15 protein-coding genes are annotated in these 16,337 nt (G+C 73.2%); 3 read left to right on the top strand and 12 right to left on the bottom strand.

Going from position 1 to position 16,337, the window contains the following annotated elements; translation table 11 throughout:
* Window positions 1–102: 102 nt before the first annotated feature.
* On the bottom strand, window positions 103–603 hold the full coding sequence (locus OG736_RS34705; protein ID WP_327185903.1) for a phage holin family protein: 501 nt from the start codon (window positions 601–603) through the stop codon (window positions 103–105).
* A gap of 155 nt (window positions 604–758) precedes the next feature.
* Between OG736_RS34705 and OG736_RS34700 the strand changes: the two genes are divergently transcribed.
* Together OG736_RS34700 and OG736_RS34695 are read left to right on the top strand one after the other, a co-directional pair.
* Window positions 759–1,109, top strand: coding sequence for a VOC family protein (locus OG736_RS34700; protein ID WP_020125573.1), 351 nt, complete (start codon window positions 759–761; stop codon window positions 1,107–1,109).
* An 86-nt stretch (window positions 1,110–1,195) separates the two neighbouring features.
* Entirely contained in the window at window positions 1,196–1,543 is a 348-nt protein-coding gene (locus OG736_RS34695; protein WP_327185902.1) for a DUF6204 family protein, read from the top strand.
* Here OG736_RS34695 and OG736_RS34690 read toward each other — a convergent pair.
* The 6 genes from OG736_RS34690 to OG736_RS34665 all read right to left on the bottom strand — a co-directional run bounded on the left by OG736_RS34690 (window position 1,515) and on the right by OG736_RS34665 (window position 7,732).
* Window positions 1,515–2,066: a GNAT family N-acetyltransferase gene (locus OG736_RS34690; protein ID WP_327185901.1), complete on the bottom strand. Its 552-nt coding sequence runs from the start codon at window positions 2,064–2,066 to the stop codon at window positions 1,515–1,517. The two genes, OG736_RS34695 and OG736_RS34690, sit on opposite strands and share 29 nt — an antisense overlap.
* A gap of 20 nt (window positions 2,067–2,086) precedes the next feature.
* Entirely contained in the window at window positions 2,087–2,335 is a 249-nt protein-coding gene (locus OG736_RS34685) for a LapA family protein (RefSeq protein ID WP_327185900.1), read from the bottom strand.
* Between the two features lie 69 nt (window positions 2,336–2,404).
* Window positions 2,405–3,328: a S66 peptidase family protein gene (locus OG736_RS34680; RefSeq protein ID WP_327185899.1), complete on the bottom strand. Its 924-nt coding sequence runs from the start codon at window positions 3,326–3,328 to the stop codon at window positions 2,405–2,407.
* Window positions 3,325–5,511 (bottom strand): S9 family peptidase, encoded by a 2,187-nt coding sequence (locus tag OG736_RS34675; RefSeq protein WP_327185898.1) that lies wholly within the window; start codon window positions 5,509–5,511, stop codon window positions 3,325–3,327. The genes OG736_RS34680 and OG736_RS34675 overlap by 4 nt, the downstream gene beginning before the upstream one ends.
* 14 nt (window positions 5,512–5,525) lie before the next feature.
* On the bottom strand, window positions 5,526–6,830 hold the full coding sequence (locus OG736_RS34670) for a M20/M25/M40 family metallo-hydrolase (protein ID WP_327185897.1): 1,305 nt from the start codon (window positions 6,828–6,830) through the stop codon (window positions 5,526–5,528).
* A gap of 68 nt (window positions 6,831–6,898) precedes the next feature.
* Window positions 6,899–7,732, bottom strand: coding sequence for a M55 family metallopeptidase (locus tag OG736_RS34665; RefSeq protein WP_327185896.1), 834 nt, complete (start codon window positions 7,730–7,732; stop codon window positions 6,899–6,901).
* A 454-nt stretch (window positions 7,733–8,186) separates the two neighbouring features.
* Between OG736_RS34665 and OG736_RS34660 the strand changes: the two genes are divergently transcribed.
* Window positions 8,187–9,173: a sigma-70 family RNA polymerase sigma factor gene (locus tag OG736_RS34660; protein WP_327185895.1), complete on the top strand. Its 987-nt coding sequence runs from the start codon at window positions 8,187–8,189 to the stop codon at window positions 9,171–9,173.
* Between the two features lie 75 nt (window positions 9,174–9,248).
* Here OG736_RS34660 and OG736_RS34655 read toward each other — a convergent pair whose 3' ends face one another.
* The 5 genes from OG736_RS34655 to OG736_RS34635 all read right to left on the bottom strand — a co-directional run bounded on the left by OG736_RS34655 (window position 9,249) and on the right by OG736_RS34635 (window position 16,282).
* Window positions 9,249–9,602, bottom strand: a complete 354-nt coding sequence (locus OG736_RS34655; RefSeq protein WP_327185894.1) for a DoxX family protein — start codon at window positions 9,600–9,602, stop codon at window positions 9,249–9,251.
* Between the two features lie 101 nt (window positions 9,603–9,703).
* Entirely contained in the window at window positions 9,704–10,429 is a 726-nt protein-coding gene (locus OG736_RS34650; protein WP_327185893.1) for a class I SAM-dependent methyltransferase, read from the bottom strand.
* Between the two features lie 152 nt (window positions 10,430–10,581).
* Window positions 10,582–13,134: a SpoIIE family protein phosphatase gene (locus OG736_RS34645; RefSeq protein WP_327185892.1), complete on the bottom strand. Its 2,553-nt coding sequence runs from the start codon at window positions 13,132–13,134 to the stop codon at window positions 10,582–10,584.
* Window positions 13,135–13,288: 154 nt separating this feature from the next.
* Complete coding sequence (locus tag OG736_RS34640) at window positions 13,289–15,685, bottom strand: MFS transporter (protein ID WP_327185891.1); 2,397 nt, start codon at window positions 15,683–15,685, stop codon at window positions 13,289–13,291.
* A gap of 153 nt (window positions 15,686–15,838) precedes the next feature.
* Window positions 15,839–16,282 (bottom strand): SRPBCC family protein, encoded by a 444-nt coding sequence (locus OG736_RS34635; protein ID WP_054241614.1) that lies wholly within the window; start codon window positions 16,280–16,282, stop codon window positions 15,839–15,841.
* Window positions 16,283–16,337 lie beyond the last annotated feature (55 nt).

Genomic DNA, 16,337 nt, shown 5'->3' with positions numbered 1-16,337 from the left:
CCCTCACGCACCGGGCGGCCCCGCGGCAGCGTGTGCCGCGGGGCCGCCCGGATGCCGAACACGTGACGCGGATACGTCACTTCGGCGGACGCGTACCGCCCGTCAGGCCCGGTGCGGGCTCTCGGGATCGATGTCGTCGGCGCGCGGCGCCCCGCCCGGTTCCGGCACCTGGGCGCCGGGCGCGGTCGGCGGCATCGGCGGGTACGGCAGCCCGGTACCACCGGGCGGCCCGGCCGGCGGCGTACCGCCGATGACCCGGCCGGGGCCCTTGCCCGGTGCGGCCTCGAGCCCGGCCGTGGGCGGGGACGACGCGTGCGGCTTGGCGGCGCCGCGCAGCAGGTACGCCACGACTGCGAGGATCGCGGCGGTGATCAGCGCCGCGGCCCAGTCCGGCAGACCGATGCCGAGGGCGAGCCCCACCGCGAGTGCGACGGCCGCGCCCGCATAGAGGGCGACGGCGCCGGACGCCGCGTAGAGCATGGCCGTGCGGCGCTGCTTGCGGGTCTGCTCGCGCAGCTCCTCGCGGATCGTCTCGCGCGCCACCTGCGCCAGCTCGTCGACCAGATGCTTGTCCAGATGCTCCAGGTGATCCATGCGCTCCATGGACCTCGGGTACCCGCTGTCATGGACGCTTAACTCCACGGACCCGCCTGCCGGAGCGGCGGGGAGCGGATCGAGAAGCGGGCCAGGGAGGGGGCCGGGCGGGGATCGGGTGAAGGGATCACCTCACCGCGGCCGCCCCAACTAGGCTCGTCCGCATGGACATTCTGGGAGCCACACTGCGTGTCTGTGTCGATGATCTGGAGACCTCGGTCTCCTTCTACGAGCGGCTGGCGGGCACCGGCGCGCTCCGCTTCGAGCGGGGCGGTGTGCAAGTGGCCGCGGTCGGCTGCTTCCTGCTGATGAGCGGGCCTCCGGCCGAGCTGGAGCTGCTGCGCAAGGTGGCCGCGACGATCGCCGTCGCGGACGTGGAGGAGGCCCACCGGACCCTCACCGAGCTGGGCGCGGACGTCATCGCCGGCCCGGTGCCGACCCCGGTGGGCCGCAACCTGATCGCCCGGCACCCGGACGGGGCGGTGTACGAGTACGTCGACCGGCGCGGTTCGTGAGGCGCCGGGCCCGACGAAATTCCGTGGGCGGCGGGTGGTCGCGGACGTAGAGTCGGGCGTTCGACAACAGGCGCGAAGGAGCGGCAGTGAGTGAGCAGCACACCTACCGGGTGATCGTCCGGGGCACCTGGGACGGCCTCACGGACGAGGGCCGGACCCGTCTCCTCGCCGAGGCCGCCGACCACGGCCTGACGAGCATGCGGTTCACCGAGGAGGGCACGCTGTCGTACGAGCCGTCGCCGCTGAAGCACTTCTCGATGCGCTACGTGGTGGTGTCGGACGCGGCGGACGGCGAGGAGATGGCGGGCGCGTTCGCCGAGGAGCGCGCCGAGGCGACGCTGCGGGAGCTCGGCCACGGCTTCACCGGGCTGCGGTCGACGGTCACCGACCTCGACACGATGAAGATCAACCGCAAGTCCGCATCTCGGCGGTGATCGCCCACCGCTCGTGGTCCCGCCAGTCCCCGTCGACGTAGATCATCTTCGGGGAGAAGCCCTCCCGGCGGAAGCCGCAGCCGCGGGCCAGGGCGATCGAGGCGACATTGCCGGGCTGCGCGTTGATCTCCAGCCGGTGCAGCCGCATCGGTCCGAACGCGTGGCCCACCACCAGGTCGAGCGCCTCGCGCATCAGCCCGCGCCCGGCCGCGTGCGCGAAGGCGCCGTAGCCCAGCGCGCCGCACTGGAAGCCGCCCTCGACGATGTTGTTGATGTTGACGAACCCGGCGACCGCCCCGTCGTCCAGGGTGCACACGAGGAAGCCGGCCTTCGACGGGTCCTCGATCAGCCGGCCCGCGTAGGCCGTGTACGCGGCGGCGGTGGCCGGCGGGAACAGCCACGGGTGGTGCAGATCCTTGCTCTCCCGCGCGCGGGCGGTGAACTCCGGCCCGTCCTCGTAGGTGAAGTGGCGTATGCCCACGCGGGGGCCCTCGGCGAGGTATCGGGATGCGGTGTGCGGCATCGGGACAGCCTACGACGAGGTCACTTGCGCCTTTTCTTGAAATACGCGAAGGAGGCGCCGCACAGGACGCCGATGACCCACATCGCCAGGAGCGCCGTCCACAGCGGCACCGTCACCTCGGGGATCAGCAGCCGGATCTTCGTGGGGCGGGTGTTCTGGAAGATGAAGACCAGGGTGAGGACGGCGAGCGCCAGGACGACGATCCGGCCCGGCGTCAGCGCTTCGTTCCTGCCACCGCTCCGGGACGCCTTCGAGGTCTTCGGACTCATACGACCAGCGTGAGCCCTGCACCGCGCTCACGCACGGTGAGGCGCGCCCCCGGGTGAGGCGGCCGGGAGTCAGCGCAGGGCGGGGGTGTCGAGGGTCAGCGTGCCCTCGTCGGCGTCGAGCACGGCGGGCACGCCGAAGGGCACGGTGAGCGCCCCCTCGCAGTGACCGAACCCGAGCTCCTCGACGACGGGGACGCCGAGGCAGCCGAGCCGGTCCACGAGGACCGGGCGCAGCTCCTCGTAGGGGCCGCACCTGTCCCAGGAGCCGAGCGCGACACCCGCGACGCCGTCGAGCCAGCCGGTGCGCAGGAGTTGGGTGAGTGCCCGGTCGACGCTGTACGGCCGTTCCCCGACGTCCTCGATCAGCAGCAGCCCGCCGCGGGTGCCGGCCCGGGTGTGCGGGGTGCCGTAGCCGGTGGCCAGCAGCGCCAGGCAGCCACCCAGGGTGACGCCCCGCGCCCGGCCGGGGGCGATCGCCGTACCGGTGGAGGCGAGTGTGCGGACGGTCTCCGGGGCGAACAGGGTGGCCCTGAGGTGCTCCTGCCCCCGGGCGCTCTTGATGAAGTCGATGCCCGCGGCCGCGGGCCCGTACAACGTGACCAGGCCCAGGCGGAGGGCGAACGCCTCGTGCAGGGTGGTGCTGTCGCTGAAGCCGACGAACACCTTCGGTCCGGCCGCCCGCATCGCGTCCCAGTCGAGCAGGTCGACGATCCGCTGGGCACCGTAGCCGCCACGTGCGCACAGCACGGCGTCGACGCCCGGGTCGCACCAGGCCCGCTGGAGGTCGGCGGCCCGGTCGGCGTCGGTGCCCGCGAGGTGCGGCAGCCGGTCGTGCCGGTCCAGCACATGGGGGGCGACCACCGGGTCGAGGTCCCAGCCGCGCAACAGGTCGAGGCCGGCCTCCAGCCGCTCCTCCGCCACCGGCCCGCTGGGCGCGACGACCGCGACCCGGGCGCCGGGGGCGAGCCGGGACGGCCGCACGAGTTCCTTCACCGCACAAGCTCCAACCTGGGAATTCCGGGCGGGCACAGCCCGAACACCTGAGCGTACAGCGACAGCTCGGCCTCCAGGGCGCGCACCATCGTGGCCGCCCGCCGGAACCCGTGCCCCTCCCCCTCGAACGCCAGGTACGCGTGCGGCACCTGCCGCCCGGCCAGCCGGGCCAGGAACCGCTCGCACTGGGCGGGCGGGCAGATCACGTCGTCCAGCCCCTGGAGGAGCAGGAACGGCACGGTGATCCGGTCGGCGTGCTCGATCGGCGAGCGTTCCGCGTACCGGGCGGGCACCTGCGCGAGGGGCCCCACGAGACTGTCCGGGTAGCGCGACTCGAAGTCGTGGGTCTCGCCCGTCGCCCAGCCCACCAGGTCCAGCACGGGGTAGCGGATCGTGCCGCAGGCGTAGACGTCGGTGCCGGCCAGCGAGACCGCGGCGGTCCAGCCGCCCGCGCTGCCGCCCCGCACGGCCAGCCGCCGGCGGTCGGCGCTGCCCTCGTCGGCGAGCGCCAGGGCGACGGCCGCGCAGTCCTCGACGTCGACCACGCCCCACTGCTCGCGCAGCCGCTCCCGGTACTCCCGCCCGTACCCGGTGGAGCCGCCGTAGTCGACCTCGGCGACCCCGATGCCCCGGGAGGTGAAGTAGGCGATCTCCAGATCCAGTACGAGCGGGGCGCGATCGGTGGGCCCGCCGTGCGCCCACACGACGTAGGGCGGCAGTTCGTGGCCGGGCGCGGCCTGTCCGGGGTGGTGGGGCGGGTAGACGTGCGCGTGGATGTCACGGCCGTCGGGACCGGTGAAGGTACGGATCCGGGGCTCGGGGTAGTAGGCCGGGTCCACCGCGTCGTCGTGCGCGGCTCCGACCACCCGGGCCCGGCCGGTCCTGGCGTCCAGCTCCACCACCTCGTACGCGCTGCGCGGACTGGCCGCGACGCCGACGACGCGTTCCCCCTGCACCGCGAGGGTGGGCGCGAACTCCGTCCACGGTCCGGCGGCGTCGACGAGCTCCCCGGTCTCCGGGTCGAGGATCCCGAGCACGGTGGCCCCCCGACCGTGCACGACCGCGACGAGTCCGCTCTCCAGCGGCGCGAACCAGCGCTGCCCCAGCTTCCACAGGGCTCCGCCGAACTCCTCCTCGCGGGGGCAGACGGGCTGGTGGTCGCGGTACAGGTTCCACCAGCCGCTTCGGTCGCTCGTATACAGAAGACAGTCTCCTGCGGACTGCTGTCCGTCGTACGGCGACTGTCCTCGGTCGCGTGTGGACCGTCGACCGTCGATCGTCGACCGCCCGCCGTCGCCCGTCGACTGCCTTGGGTCGCCCGTCGACCGCCCTCCGTCGATCGTCGACGGTTCACCGACGACCGCCAACCGTCCGTCGTCGACCACAGACCGTCGACCGTCGTCCAGCAGCTGTCGCCCGTATCCCGTCGACGGCATCCAGTCGACCTGGGCGATCGACTCCCCCGGCCCGCCGGCCACCACCCGGGCGCCGCTCAGGGTGCCGTCACCCCCGACGTCGGCGACGACCACCTCCGTGCCCTCCCACGGCATCGAGGGATGGTCCCAGGCCAGCCAGGCGGCCCGGCGGCCGTCGGACGACAGGCGGGCCCCGGTGACGAACCGGCGCCGGTCGTCGGTGAGTTCGCGCACGGCGGCGCGATCGTCGGCGGCCGAGCCGTCCAGCGGCACCGCGGCCAGCAGCCGGCGCACGTCGGTCGGCCCCTCGCCCGTGAACTCCTCCAGCACGCACCACACTTCGCCCCGCTCCAGCAGCAACTGCGGCTCCACCCAGCGCAGTCCGCCACCCACGGACGAGACGGGAGTCAGCGGGCGCGGCCCACCACCCGACGCGGACTCGGACCCGGGCTCGTACACGTACAGCCGCTGGTCGGCGAAGTGCACGAACACCACGAGGAGCCGCCCGTCGTACACGCCGGCGGCCCACGGCTGTCCGCCGTACTCGACGACCCGGCTGCGGACGTTCCAGGGGGCGGGCAGGAGGGACTCCTCCGTACCGTCGGGCCGGCGCCGGACGAGGGTGCGGCGGCCGTGCTCGGCCGGCCGGGGCGCGGTCCACCACACCTCGTCGCCGACGAAGCAGACGTACTCGGGGCGCCCGTCGTGCGTGGCCGCGAGGGTCGCGTCGATGGGCGAGGGCCAGGAACCGTACGGCAGGACCTGCACATTCTCCCCGTTCGCTAGGCCGTTCGCAGGAAGCGGTCGAGTACCCGGACGCCGAAGTGCAGCGCCTCCACCGGGACCCGTTCGTCGACACCGTGGAAGAGGGCCTGATAGTCGAAGCCCTCCGGGAGCTTCAGCGGTGCGAAGCCGTAGCCGGTGATGCCGAGCCGCGAGAACTGCTTGGCGTCCGTGCCGCCGGACATGCAGTACGGCACCACGTGCCCCTCGGGCGCGAACTCCTCCACGGCGGCCCGCATACGGGCGTAGAGCGGGGCGTCCACCGGTGCCTGGAGAGCGACTTCGCGGTGGTGGAACTCCCAGTCGACGTCGGGCCCGGTGAGGCGGTCGATCGTCGCGCGGAAATCGTCCTCGCCGCCGGGGAGATAGCGGCCGTCGACGAAGGCGACGGCCTCCCCGGGGATCACGTTGACCTTGTAACCGGCGCCCAGCATGGTCGGGTTGGCGCTGTTGCGGACGGTCGCCTCGACCAGGGCGGCCGCCGGGCCGAGCTTCGCCAGCAGACCGTCCACGTCGTGGAGGTCGGCGTCGACGCCGTACAGCGCGGCGAGTTCGGTGAGGGCGGCACGGACGGTCGGGGTGAGCCGCAGCGGCCATTCGTGCTCGCCGATGCGCGTGACGGCGGCGGCCAGGCGGGTCACCGCGTTCTCCCGGTTGACCTTGGAGCCGTGTCCGGCGCGCCCGCGTGCGGTGAGTTTCAGCCAGCCGGTGCCGCGCTCACCCGCGGCGATGGGGTAGATCTCGCGCCCGGCGCCGTCGTGGAAGGTGAACGCCCCGGATTCGCCGATGGCCTCGGTGCAGCCCTCGAAGAGTCCCGGATGCCGGTCGGCGAGGAACCCGGAGCCGTCCTCGGCGCTGGCCTCCTCGTCGGCGGTGAAGGCGACGACGAGGTCGCGCCGGGGCCGGACGCCCTGCCGGGCCCAGGACCGCAGCACGGCCAGGATCATCGCGTCCATGTTCTTCATGTCGACGGCGCCGCGCCCCCACACGACCCCGTCACGCACCTCCCCGGAGAAGGGGTGGACGCTCCAGTCGGCGACTTCCGCGGGAACCACGTCCAGGTGACCGTGGACGAGCAGCGCGTCCGCGGCCGGGTCGGTGCCTTCGATCCGCCCGACGACGTTGGTCCGCCCCGGGGTGCGTTCGAGGAGCACCGGCTCGATGCCCGCCTCGGCGAGCAGCGCGGCGGCGTACTCGGCGGCGGGCCGTTCCCGGCAGTCGCCGCCGCCGCGGTTGGTGGTGTCGATGCGGATGAGATCGGAGGTGAACCGCACGACCTCGTCCCGCGCCTGCGCGTCAGCCATGCCGCTCCCGCCTCCGCCGTCGCCCCGGCCCCTGCCGCCGCTCCCGCCCGTGCCCCGGGTGCTGCTCCTCAGCCATACTGCTCCTCGATCGCGGCCGAGACGATCGTGGTGACCGCCTTGAAGGTACGGATGCCCTCGTACATGGTGCCGCTGGTGTACGCGATCTTCCGCTCGCCGACCCGGGCGACGCCGGGCACGACGGTGGCCGCCATCGCGAGGTGCTCGGCGTCGAACTCCACGGCGACCGTGAACGGCCCACCGCTCAGCGGTTCCTGACGGATCGCCAGCTGGGTCGCCTCCTTCGCCGCCGCCCGGATGTCGGCGGCCGTGCGGGCCGGGGTGCGACACACGGCCGCGTACCGGGAGACGTGGTCCTTGACCGCGACCTTCAACGCCTCGGGCGCGTACCCGAGCGCGTCCTCGCAGGCCACGTCGTCTCCGGTGACGAGGACGACCGGCACCCCGTACTCGGCGACCACGTGCGCGTTGAGCAGCCCCTCGCTGGCCCGTACGTCGTTCAGCCAGACACCGGTGAGGGAGTTGGCCAGGTAGGTGTGGGCGAGGACGCCCTCCATGCCGGCGCCCGCGTGGTAGCCGACGAAGGCGATGCCGTCGACATCCCCGTGCTGGACGCCCTCGACCATGGAGAGGGACTTGTGCCGGCCGGTGAGCATCTCCGCCCGGTCGTCGAGCTGCTCGAGGAGCAGGTTGCGCATGGTCGAGTGGGCCTCGTTGATCAGGACCTCGTCCGCCCCGCCGTCGAAGAAGCCGAGCACGGCGGCGTTGACGTCCGAGGTGAACATCGACCGGCACCGCTCCCACTCCGGCGCCCCGGGCAGTACGTCCGCCGGCCAGGTGACGCCCGTGGCGCCCTCCATGTCGGCGCTGATGAGGATCTTCACGTCCGGCCCCCGTCCTCTCAAGGAGACCCGAGCCTATCGGGCCGCCCCCGGGTTTTCCGGGGAGCGACTCCCCTCGCACGGGAGCTCCCCCACGGCGACCACCGCCTCCGACCGCCGCCCGCCTCGCGCCCGCCCCGCGTTCGACCCGTCCTCGAAAATCCCCCGGGCCATGCTCCGTGACCGACCGCATGACCGCCCCCGTCCCCGAGCCCGCGGGCCGACCCGGCCGACCCGGCCGACCCCACACCGGCCGTCCGGGCCGGTCGGCGCGGTCCCGGCCTTCTCGGTGGTCACCAACTCCTCCGGTCCGCCCGTCCTGTTGGCCGGGCTGCCGCACAACCGCGCGCCCAGGGGTGCCTCTTCGTCCGAGGAGACTCCGATGCGGCTGACCCCGCGCGTGTGGTGATCTGGGCACGCACACCCGCACCGCAGTGACACGAACGGGGACCCGGCCATGACCACGTACACCGCCCTGCCACCGGAGCACTTCGAGGCCGACCGGCCTCATCTGCGTGCCGTCGCCTACCGCATGCTCGGCTCGCTCGGCGAGGCGGAGGACGCCGTTCAGGAGACCTGGCTCAGGGCGGCCCGGGCGGACATCGGTGCTGTGGAGAACCTCAGCGGGTGGCTCACCACGATCGTCGGCCGGGTGTGCCTGAACATGCTCCGCGCCCGGAGAACGCGGCCCGAGGTGCCGCTGGACGCCCAGGTGAGCGAGCCCGCCGTCGGGACGGCGGAGGGCGGCGACCCCGAGGAGGAGGCGCTGCTCGCCGACTCGGTCGGGGTGGCGCTGCTGGTCGTGCTGGACACGCTCGCCCCGGCCGAGCGGCTGGCGTTCGTGCTGCACGACCTGTTCGCCGTGCCGTTCGACACCATCGCCCCGATGATCGAGCGGACTCCGGCCACGACACGGCAACTGGCCAGCCGGGCGCGCCGCCGCGTCAGGGGCGGCGCGCCCGTCGGCCGGGGCGGCGGGGCTCCCGACACCGCCGGCCCCGGCCCCGCCGTGCCCACGGCCGTCGCCGACCGGGCCCGGCAACGCCAGGTCGCCGACGCGTTCCTGGCCGCCACGAGAGGCGGCGACTTCGAGGCGCTGCTCGCCCTGCTGCACCCGGACGTGGTCCTCACCGCCGACCGCTTCGTCGTCCCGACGCCGGAGCCCGTCACCGTCAGCGGTGCCCGCCCGGTGGCCGAGGGGGCGATGGCGGCGACCGGCCGGGCCCGGTTCACCGGCCTCGCCCTGCTCGACGGCCGGGTCGGCCTCGCGATGGCGCCGCACGGCAGGCTGCGGCTGGTCCTGCTGTTCACGCTCGCGGAGGGCGGGATCACCAGGATCGACGTGGTGGCGGACCGGGAGCGGCTGGACGACATCGAGGTGGCGGTGCTCGACACCGTCGGGGCCGAACCCGTGGGGCCGGACCCGTCGACACCGCGCCCGTGAGCGCCGAGGACTGACGAACAGGTGGGGGGCCGACCGGAGTTCCCGGTCGGCCCCCCACCCGTCGCTCGCCCGTTCTCAGAACGCCAGCACCAGCGAGGCCACCGCCGGTGCCGCGTAGACCAGCGGGAACGGCAGGTGCGCGAACCAGCGGGCCCGCAGCACGGTGGCGGCGGCGCCGAGGAAGTACAGGACCAGACCGATCGCGGCGAGCACGCCGACCACGGGCACGAACAGTCCGGCCAGCAGACCGGCCGCGCCCGCGGCCTTGGCCGCGCCGAGCCACGGCCACCACGAGCGCGGCACTCCGTAGTCGGCCAGCGGCTTCACCGTCCACTCGGCGCCGAGGAAGATCGAGGCGGCGGAGAAGCCCGCCATGACGGCTCCGACGGCGGTGACGACGACGTAGGCGGTGGAGTGGTCGGTGAACATCTCAGCAGCTCCTCAAGGGGTTTCCGTGCGTTCCTGAACCCCTGACACGGTGCGCCGCGGAAGTGTGACAGCCGCAGGAGCCGCATTCGATGTGACGACGGTCACTCGACGCGGGCGGCCACCTGCCACTTCGACGGCAGCTCGATCCAGGTGCCGTCGGGGGCGAACTCGGTCGTGACGAGGGGCAGTTCACCGGAGGCCAGAACCGTGAGACCGGCGGTGCGCAGATACCTGGGCACCGCGTCGTCGGCCACTTCGCCGGGGGCGATGCCGTGCCGGAAGATCGGCGCGAGCTTCGGCGGTGGGCCGGCCGGGCTCTGCGCCAGTCCGCCGAGGACGGGGCGGGCGGCTTCCGACAGTTCGACGAGGAAGACCCGGCCGCGCTCTCCCAGCAGCGCGGCGATCCCGTCCACCAGCGGCTGCCGGTCGTCGGACTCGCACTGGTGCAGGACACCCCTCATATAGACGTTGGTGTCGCCGAGTTCGGCGTGCAGCGTCTCGGCCGCGCCCTTCTCGGCCGCGTCCAGCAGCCGGTACGCGGCCTGTCCGGCGGGGTCCGCGCGGCGGGCGTGGTCGAGGGCCGCGGCGGACAGGTCGGCGCCCACGACGTGCGGAAAGCGGTCGGCGAAGTACCGGGTCTGGGTGCCGTTGCCACAGCCGAGGTCCACCAACGCCAGCCCCGGGTCGGCGAGATGGGGCTCGAAGAGGGCGAGGTGGAGGGCGGCGGTCACCTTCGGGTCGGCGTCCCAGAAGACACTGCCCGGTTCCTCCGGAGCCTCGCGCCAGAAGCCCTCCCACGCCTCCCGGTATCGACTCGTCACGCTCATGCACAACTCCCCAGAATGCAAGGCCGATCCGCCTCAAGTGACGGGCGAGTACGGTCTATCGCTCCCCGGTCGGCGCGACAAGCGTGGTGCGCATTTCCTTCACGCCGCGTTCGAGATCCGTCCGCCGTCCGGCGCATCCCGGCCGGTCGTGCTCAGCGCCCCGCGGGGCGGCGCGGCAGCGTCAGCTCGAACCACACGGACTTCCCCGCTCCCGTACGGCTGGTGCCCCACTCGCGGGCCAGCACACTGACCACGCGCAGCCCCCGCCCGGCCTCGTCACCGGGACCGGCGCTCAGCAGGGTCGGCAGTTCGTGGTCGTCGTCCTCGACCTCGCACAGCAGTGCGTCGCCGCGGACGAGGCGCAGGGCCACGGGGCTGCGGCGGGCGTGCCGTACGGCGTTGGTGACCAGCTCGCTCACCATGAGCACGGCGGTGTCGGCCGACTTCGCCAGACCCCAGTCGTGCAGCTGTTCGCGGACCACCGCGCGGGCCCGGCCGACCTGCGCCGGGTCGAGGGGGAACCGCCACTCGGCGACGTCGTCCGGCTCGATGCCGTTGAGGCGGGCCAGGAGCAGGGCCACGTCGTCCTTGCGGCCGCCGCGGGTGTTGAGGGCGCGGATGATGGTGTCGCAGGCGTCGTCCATCGAGGCGGCCGGGTGCGCGGCGGACTCGCAGAGGGTCGCGAGCCCTACGCCGATGTCCTCGCCGCGCACCTCCACCAGCCCGTCGGTGCACATCACCAGCCGGTCACCCGGCTCCACGCGCACGCGTACCGCCTCGAAGGGCACCCCGCCGACCCCGATGGGCGCTCCGGTGGGCAGGTCGAGGAGTTCGCTGCGGCCGTCGACGGCACGCACCAACACGGGTGGGATGTGGCCCGCGTTGGCGAGGTGCAGCTCACCCTCGATCGGGTCGTAGACGGCGTACAGACAGGTCGCGAGGTGGGTGTCGCCGAGCCGTTGCGCCAAGTCGTCTAGATTGCGCAGGAGTTGGGCGGGCGGCAGGTCGAGGGCGGCCATGGTCTGCACGGCGGTCCGCAACTGTCCCATCATCGCGGCCGAGTTGAGCCCGTGCCCCATGACGTCGCCGACGACGAGGGCGGTGCGCGCGCCGGGCAGCTTCACCGAGTCGAACCAGTCGCCGCCGACCCGCCCGAGCGACGTACCCGGCAGATAGCGGGTGGCGATGTCGCAGCCCGCCATCCGCGGCGGGATGTGCGGCAGCATGCTGTCCTGGAGGGTCTCGGCGACGCTCTCCTGGTAGGTGTACATGCGCGCGTTGTCGAGCACGAGGCCCGCGCGGGCCGCGAGTTCGGCGCCCGTGACCCGGTCCATGTCGTTGAAGAGCGCGCGCTCGGGGTGGCGCAGCAGGATCATGAAGCCGAGGACGACGTTCCGTGCCTTGAGCGGGACGACCAGCATGGAACGGCCGGTGATCAGGGGCCGGATGTCGCGCTTCTCGAACTGCGAGGCGATGGCGTGGCCCATCTGCTCGCTGATGCGCGGCACCAGGACGGGCTGTCCGGTCGTCATGCACTGGAAGAACGGAGTGTGCGCGGGGAACGGCATGGCCTCGCCGACGGGTACGACGTCGTCCCAGCGGCCGGGTTCGTCGGTGTGCTCGACGGCGACCCGGTGCCACATGGTGGTCGTGTCCGGCACGCCGTCGGGGAATCCCTCCCCGGCGACGACCTGTTCGCGCAGATAGGTGCCGGCGACGTCGGTGAAGCGCGGGACGACGGCTCTGCTGACCTCGAGGATGGTGCGGGAGAGGTCGAGAGAGGTGCCGATCTTCCCGCTCACCTCGTTGAGGAACTCCAGCCGCTCACGGACGGCGACGTATTCGAGGTCCTCGCCCTCGTCGACGAGCTCCTGCGGTACGGGCATCCCTTCGGCGGCGACGCGGGCGGCCCGCTCGCGGCGTGCTCGGCGCTCGACGCGCCGTGCCACTCCCCAGTCGGGGGTCACGGGCACCCGGTCGTTCTGACTGAACTCCAGTACCGGGTAACCGAGTTCGAGGATCTGCGCGACGATGCGGGCGCCTTCGCCGACGCTCATGCTCGGCAGGATCTCGGGCAGCCGCCGGGCGAGTTCCGCGGCGCCGGGGAAGTCGGTGTGCAGGGCGAAGGCGGGCGCGATGCGTTCGACGGCCAGAGGGTCCGCCGGTTCGTCCTGGTGCAGTGCCGCCGCGTCCGCGGCCAGTACCAGCAGCCGTTCCGTACCCGGCCCGACCAGGGGGTACGCCCACCACAGCACGTCGGCCCGGCCACCGTCGCGGTCCCGGCCGGGCACGGTCAGCCGGGCCCGTCCGGCGGCCGGGTAGCCGAGGCCCCGGTCGAGGGAAGAGTCGAGGCCGGGCCCGAGTCCGTCGCAGGCCGCGTAGTCCCCGTAGTCGTCGTACCCGCCGTACGGAAGATCGTCGTCCGGCTCGGGGAGTGCCCCGGAGACGGGGAGCAGGTCGATCGCGGGCCGGCCGATCGCCTCCTCCTTGACCACGCCGAAGATCCGGCGTGCGCCGGTGCTCCAGTGGGAGACGAGTCCCTCGCGGTCCACCACGACCACGGCCAGGGGGACGCGCCCGGCGTCGACGGACTCTCCCCCACCCTCCGGGCGGGGGGACTCCCAGCTCGCTTCGCCCGCCGTGCCGGCCGGGTCGCTGCCGGCTCCGCGGCTGGGAGGTGCGTCCCTCTCGGTGCCACGGTCCATGGCCCAGGCCCTCTCTCCCCAGAGCTGTGCAAGATCTGTCCCGCCGTCACCACCGTACGGCGCACGTCCGTCGGCATGTGCGGCAATCCTGGAATTGGTTTCGGCCGGGCGCGCCGGGGTACGCCGCCCGTCCCGGCGTCCGCTCGCGACGGGATCAGTCCTCGTGGCCGAGCTGGAGGTCGCGTTCCGTGCGTCCGCCGCCCGCCACTTGGAGGACGGCGGCGACCGGCGGGTAACCGGCGGCGATGACGGTGTACTCGCCTGAGGACTGGTCGACGAAGCGGAAGGCGCCGTCGGGGCCCGTGGTGAGGGTGTCCACGACGTTGCCCGCCGCGTCCAGGAGGGTCACGCGCGCGTCCTCGACCGGCCGGCCGCCGGTGGCCCGGACGGTGCCGCGCAGCAGGGCCCCGCCGGCGAGTTCGACGTCCTGGCGGGTCTCCCGGGCGGCCTGGACGCTGACCGGAACGGCGGCCGGACGGAAGGCGGGCGCTCCGACGGCGAGGGTGTACTCCCCGGCGACGAGTTCGGTGAGGACGTAGCCGCCCTCGCGCCCGCTGCGGGTGCCGGCGACGACCTCGCCGTGCGCGTCGGTGAGGGTGACGGTGGCCTCCCGCACCGGGGAGCCGTCGGCGGTGACCACGCTCCCGGCGAGGCGTCCGGCGCCGCCGAGGACGACGTCCAGTTCGACGGGGCGCTCGCCGACGGTGACGGAGACGGCCCGCGGCTGGTGGCCGCCGGCGGCGGCGATCAGGACGTACGCCCCGGAGCCGGGCGCGGCCAGCGCGAACCGACCGTCCTCGCCGCAGGCGTCCCGGCCGATCTGCCGCCCGGTCACGTCGATGAGCGTGAGCGCCGCGCGGAGCACCACGGTCCCGTCGGGGTGCCGCACCGTGCCGCGGACGGGGACGCCGGCGGTCTGCGGCGCGTGGAGCGCGAGGGCCTGCGGGACCGTCGTGTTGCCGGGCGCGGGTTCCGCTCCGGCGGTGTGGTGGGACACCAGCGGTTTCTCCTCGAGGAAGAAGGCGATGAGCAGGCCGAGGAGCAGCACCGGCACGAGGTAGAGGAAGATCCGCGGCATGGCGTCGGCGTAGGCGCGGATGTAGGTGTCGCGCAGCTCCGGGGGCAGGGCGTGGACGAGCTGCGGGGTGAGGGACTCGGGGTCCGGGAGGCCGCTGCCCGTGCGGGCGGGCAGGCGGGTGTGCAGGGCGTCGGTGAGGCGGTCGGCGAAGAGCGTGCCGAAGATCGCGGCGCCGACGCTGCCGCCGATCTGCCGGAAGTAGGTGTTGGCGCTGGTGGCGGTGCCGAGGTCGGCGGGGCGCACGGAGTTCTGCACGGCGAGCACGAGCACGGGCATCACCAGCCCGATACCGGCGCCGAGGACGGCCATCCAGAGGCTGTACTGGAGCCGGGGGGTGTCGACCTCCAGCCGGGACAGCAGCCACATGCCGAGGGCGGCGAGGGCGCTGCCGAGGACGGGATAGACCTTGTAGCGGCCGGTGTGCGTGATGAGCTGCCCCGAGAGGACCGAGGCGCCCACGATGCCGCCCATCATGGGCAGCATCAGCAGCCCCGACTCGGTGGCGGTGGCCCCGTCGACCATCTGCAGGAAGGTCGGCAGATAGCTCGCGGCGCCGAACAGCGCGACGCCGATCACCAGGCCTACCAGCGCGGTGACGTTGAAGACGGCGTCCCTGAACAACCGCAGGGGGATGAGGGGTTCGGCGGCGGCGCGCTCCACGGCGAGGAACAGGACGGCCGCGGCGGCCGCTCCCGCGCCGAGGCCGAGGATGACGCCCGAGTCCCAGGCGTGCCGGGTGCCGCCCCAACTGGTGAGCAGGACCAGGCAGGTGGAGGCGGCGGCGAGCAACAGGGCGCCGAGGACGTCGAATCGGGGCTTCGCCGTCGGCTTCGGCAGCTTCAGCACGACGGTGACGACGGCGAGGGTGAGGAGGCCGAAGGGGACGTTGACGTAGAAGCACCAGCGCCAGGAGAGGTGGTCCGTGAAGTAGCCGCCGAGCAGCGGTCCGGCGACCGAGGCGAGGCCGAAGGCGGCGCCGACGAGGCCCATGAACCGGCCGCGCTGCCGGGGCGGCACGATGTCCGCGATGATCGCCTGTACGCCGATCATGAGTCCGCCCGCGCCGACGCCCTGGACCGCGCGGAAGGCGATCAGCTGGTCCATGGTCCGGGCCCGCCCGGCGAGCGCGGAGCCGATGACGAAGACCACGATCGCGAACTGGAAGACGCCCTTGCGGCCGAGGAGGTCGCCGAGTTTGCCGTAGACCGGCAGTCCGACGGTGGCGGTGAGCAGGTAGGCGGTGATCGCCCAGGACATCCGGTCCAGGCCGTGCAGTTCGCCGACGATCTTCGGCAGGGCGGTGGCGACGATCATCTGCTCCAGGGCCGCGAGGAGCAGGGCGAGCATCAGGGCGAAGAAGATCAGCCGCACCCGGCGTCGGCCGGGTTCGGGCGGGCCGGCCGGCATCGGTGGCCGGCTCTTCGCGGCAGGTGCCGCGAAGGGCTCGTCCCGTGCCGGCGTGGTCCCGCCCATGTGCCGCTCCCCTCGTCGCGCCTGCCACGCAATTCCCGCGTAAAGCGACAACTACGAGCAAGCGCGACGGGTTACGGCGCCATCCCGGTCACAAGGGAGATCCACTCGAACCGGTGAGGGGAGTCAACGCGCGCGGGGCGCACGGGTGTTGCTCTACTTCTCGACCTCGGTGGCGAGGTTGGCGAGGATCAGGTCGTAGATCCGGTTGAGACCCTTGGGCGCGAACGTCCTCTCGAAGAAGCCGCCGACGCCGCCGGCGCCGTTCCAGGTGCTGGTCACGACGACGCGGGACTTGCCCTCGCCCGCCGGGGTGACGCGCCAGACGGTGACCATCGAGGAGTTGCGGTCCTTCTCGACGAGCTCGCCGTCGGTCGGCTCGGCGACCTCCAGGAGGCAGTCACGGACACGCTTGCTGGTGGCCTGGAGCTTCCAGTGGACGAGGGTGCCCTCGCCGTCGCCGCCCTCGCGCACCTCGTACTCGCTGAAGTGCTCGGGCAGCAGCTTCCCGCGCGCGCCGCTGTAGTCGGCGATGGTGTCGAACACCTTCTCCGGATCCGCGGCGACGACCCGCTCGGTGGTGGCCTCGACCTGCGCCATGGGGTTCCTCCACGTCTGTGTTGCTCAGGGTTGTTCGGGGTTCCTCAGGTTCGGG

Source organism: Streptomyces sp. NBC_01334 (assembly GCF_035983595.1).
GTDB classification, from domain to species: domain Bacteria; phylum Actinomycetota; class Actinomycetes; order Streptomycetales; family Streptomycetaceae; genus Streptomyces; species Streptomyces coriariae.
Note: the sequence above shows the minus strand (reverse complement) of the source record. Positions and strands in the feature narration are given on the sequence as shown.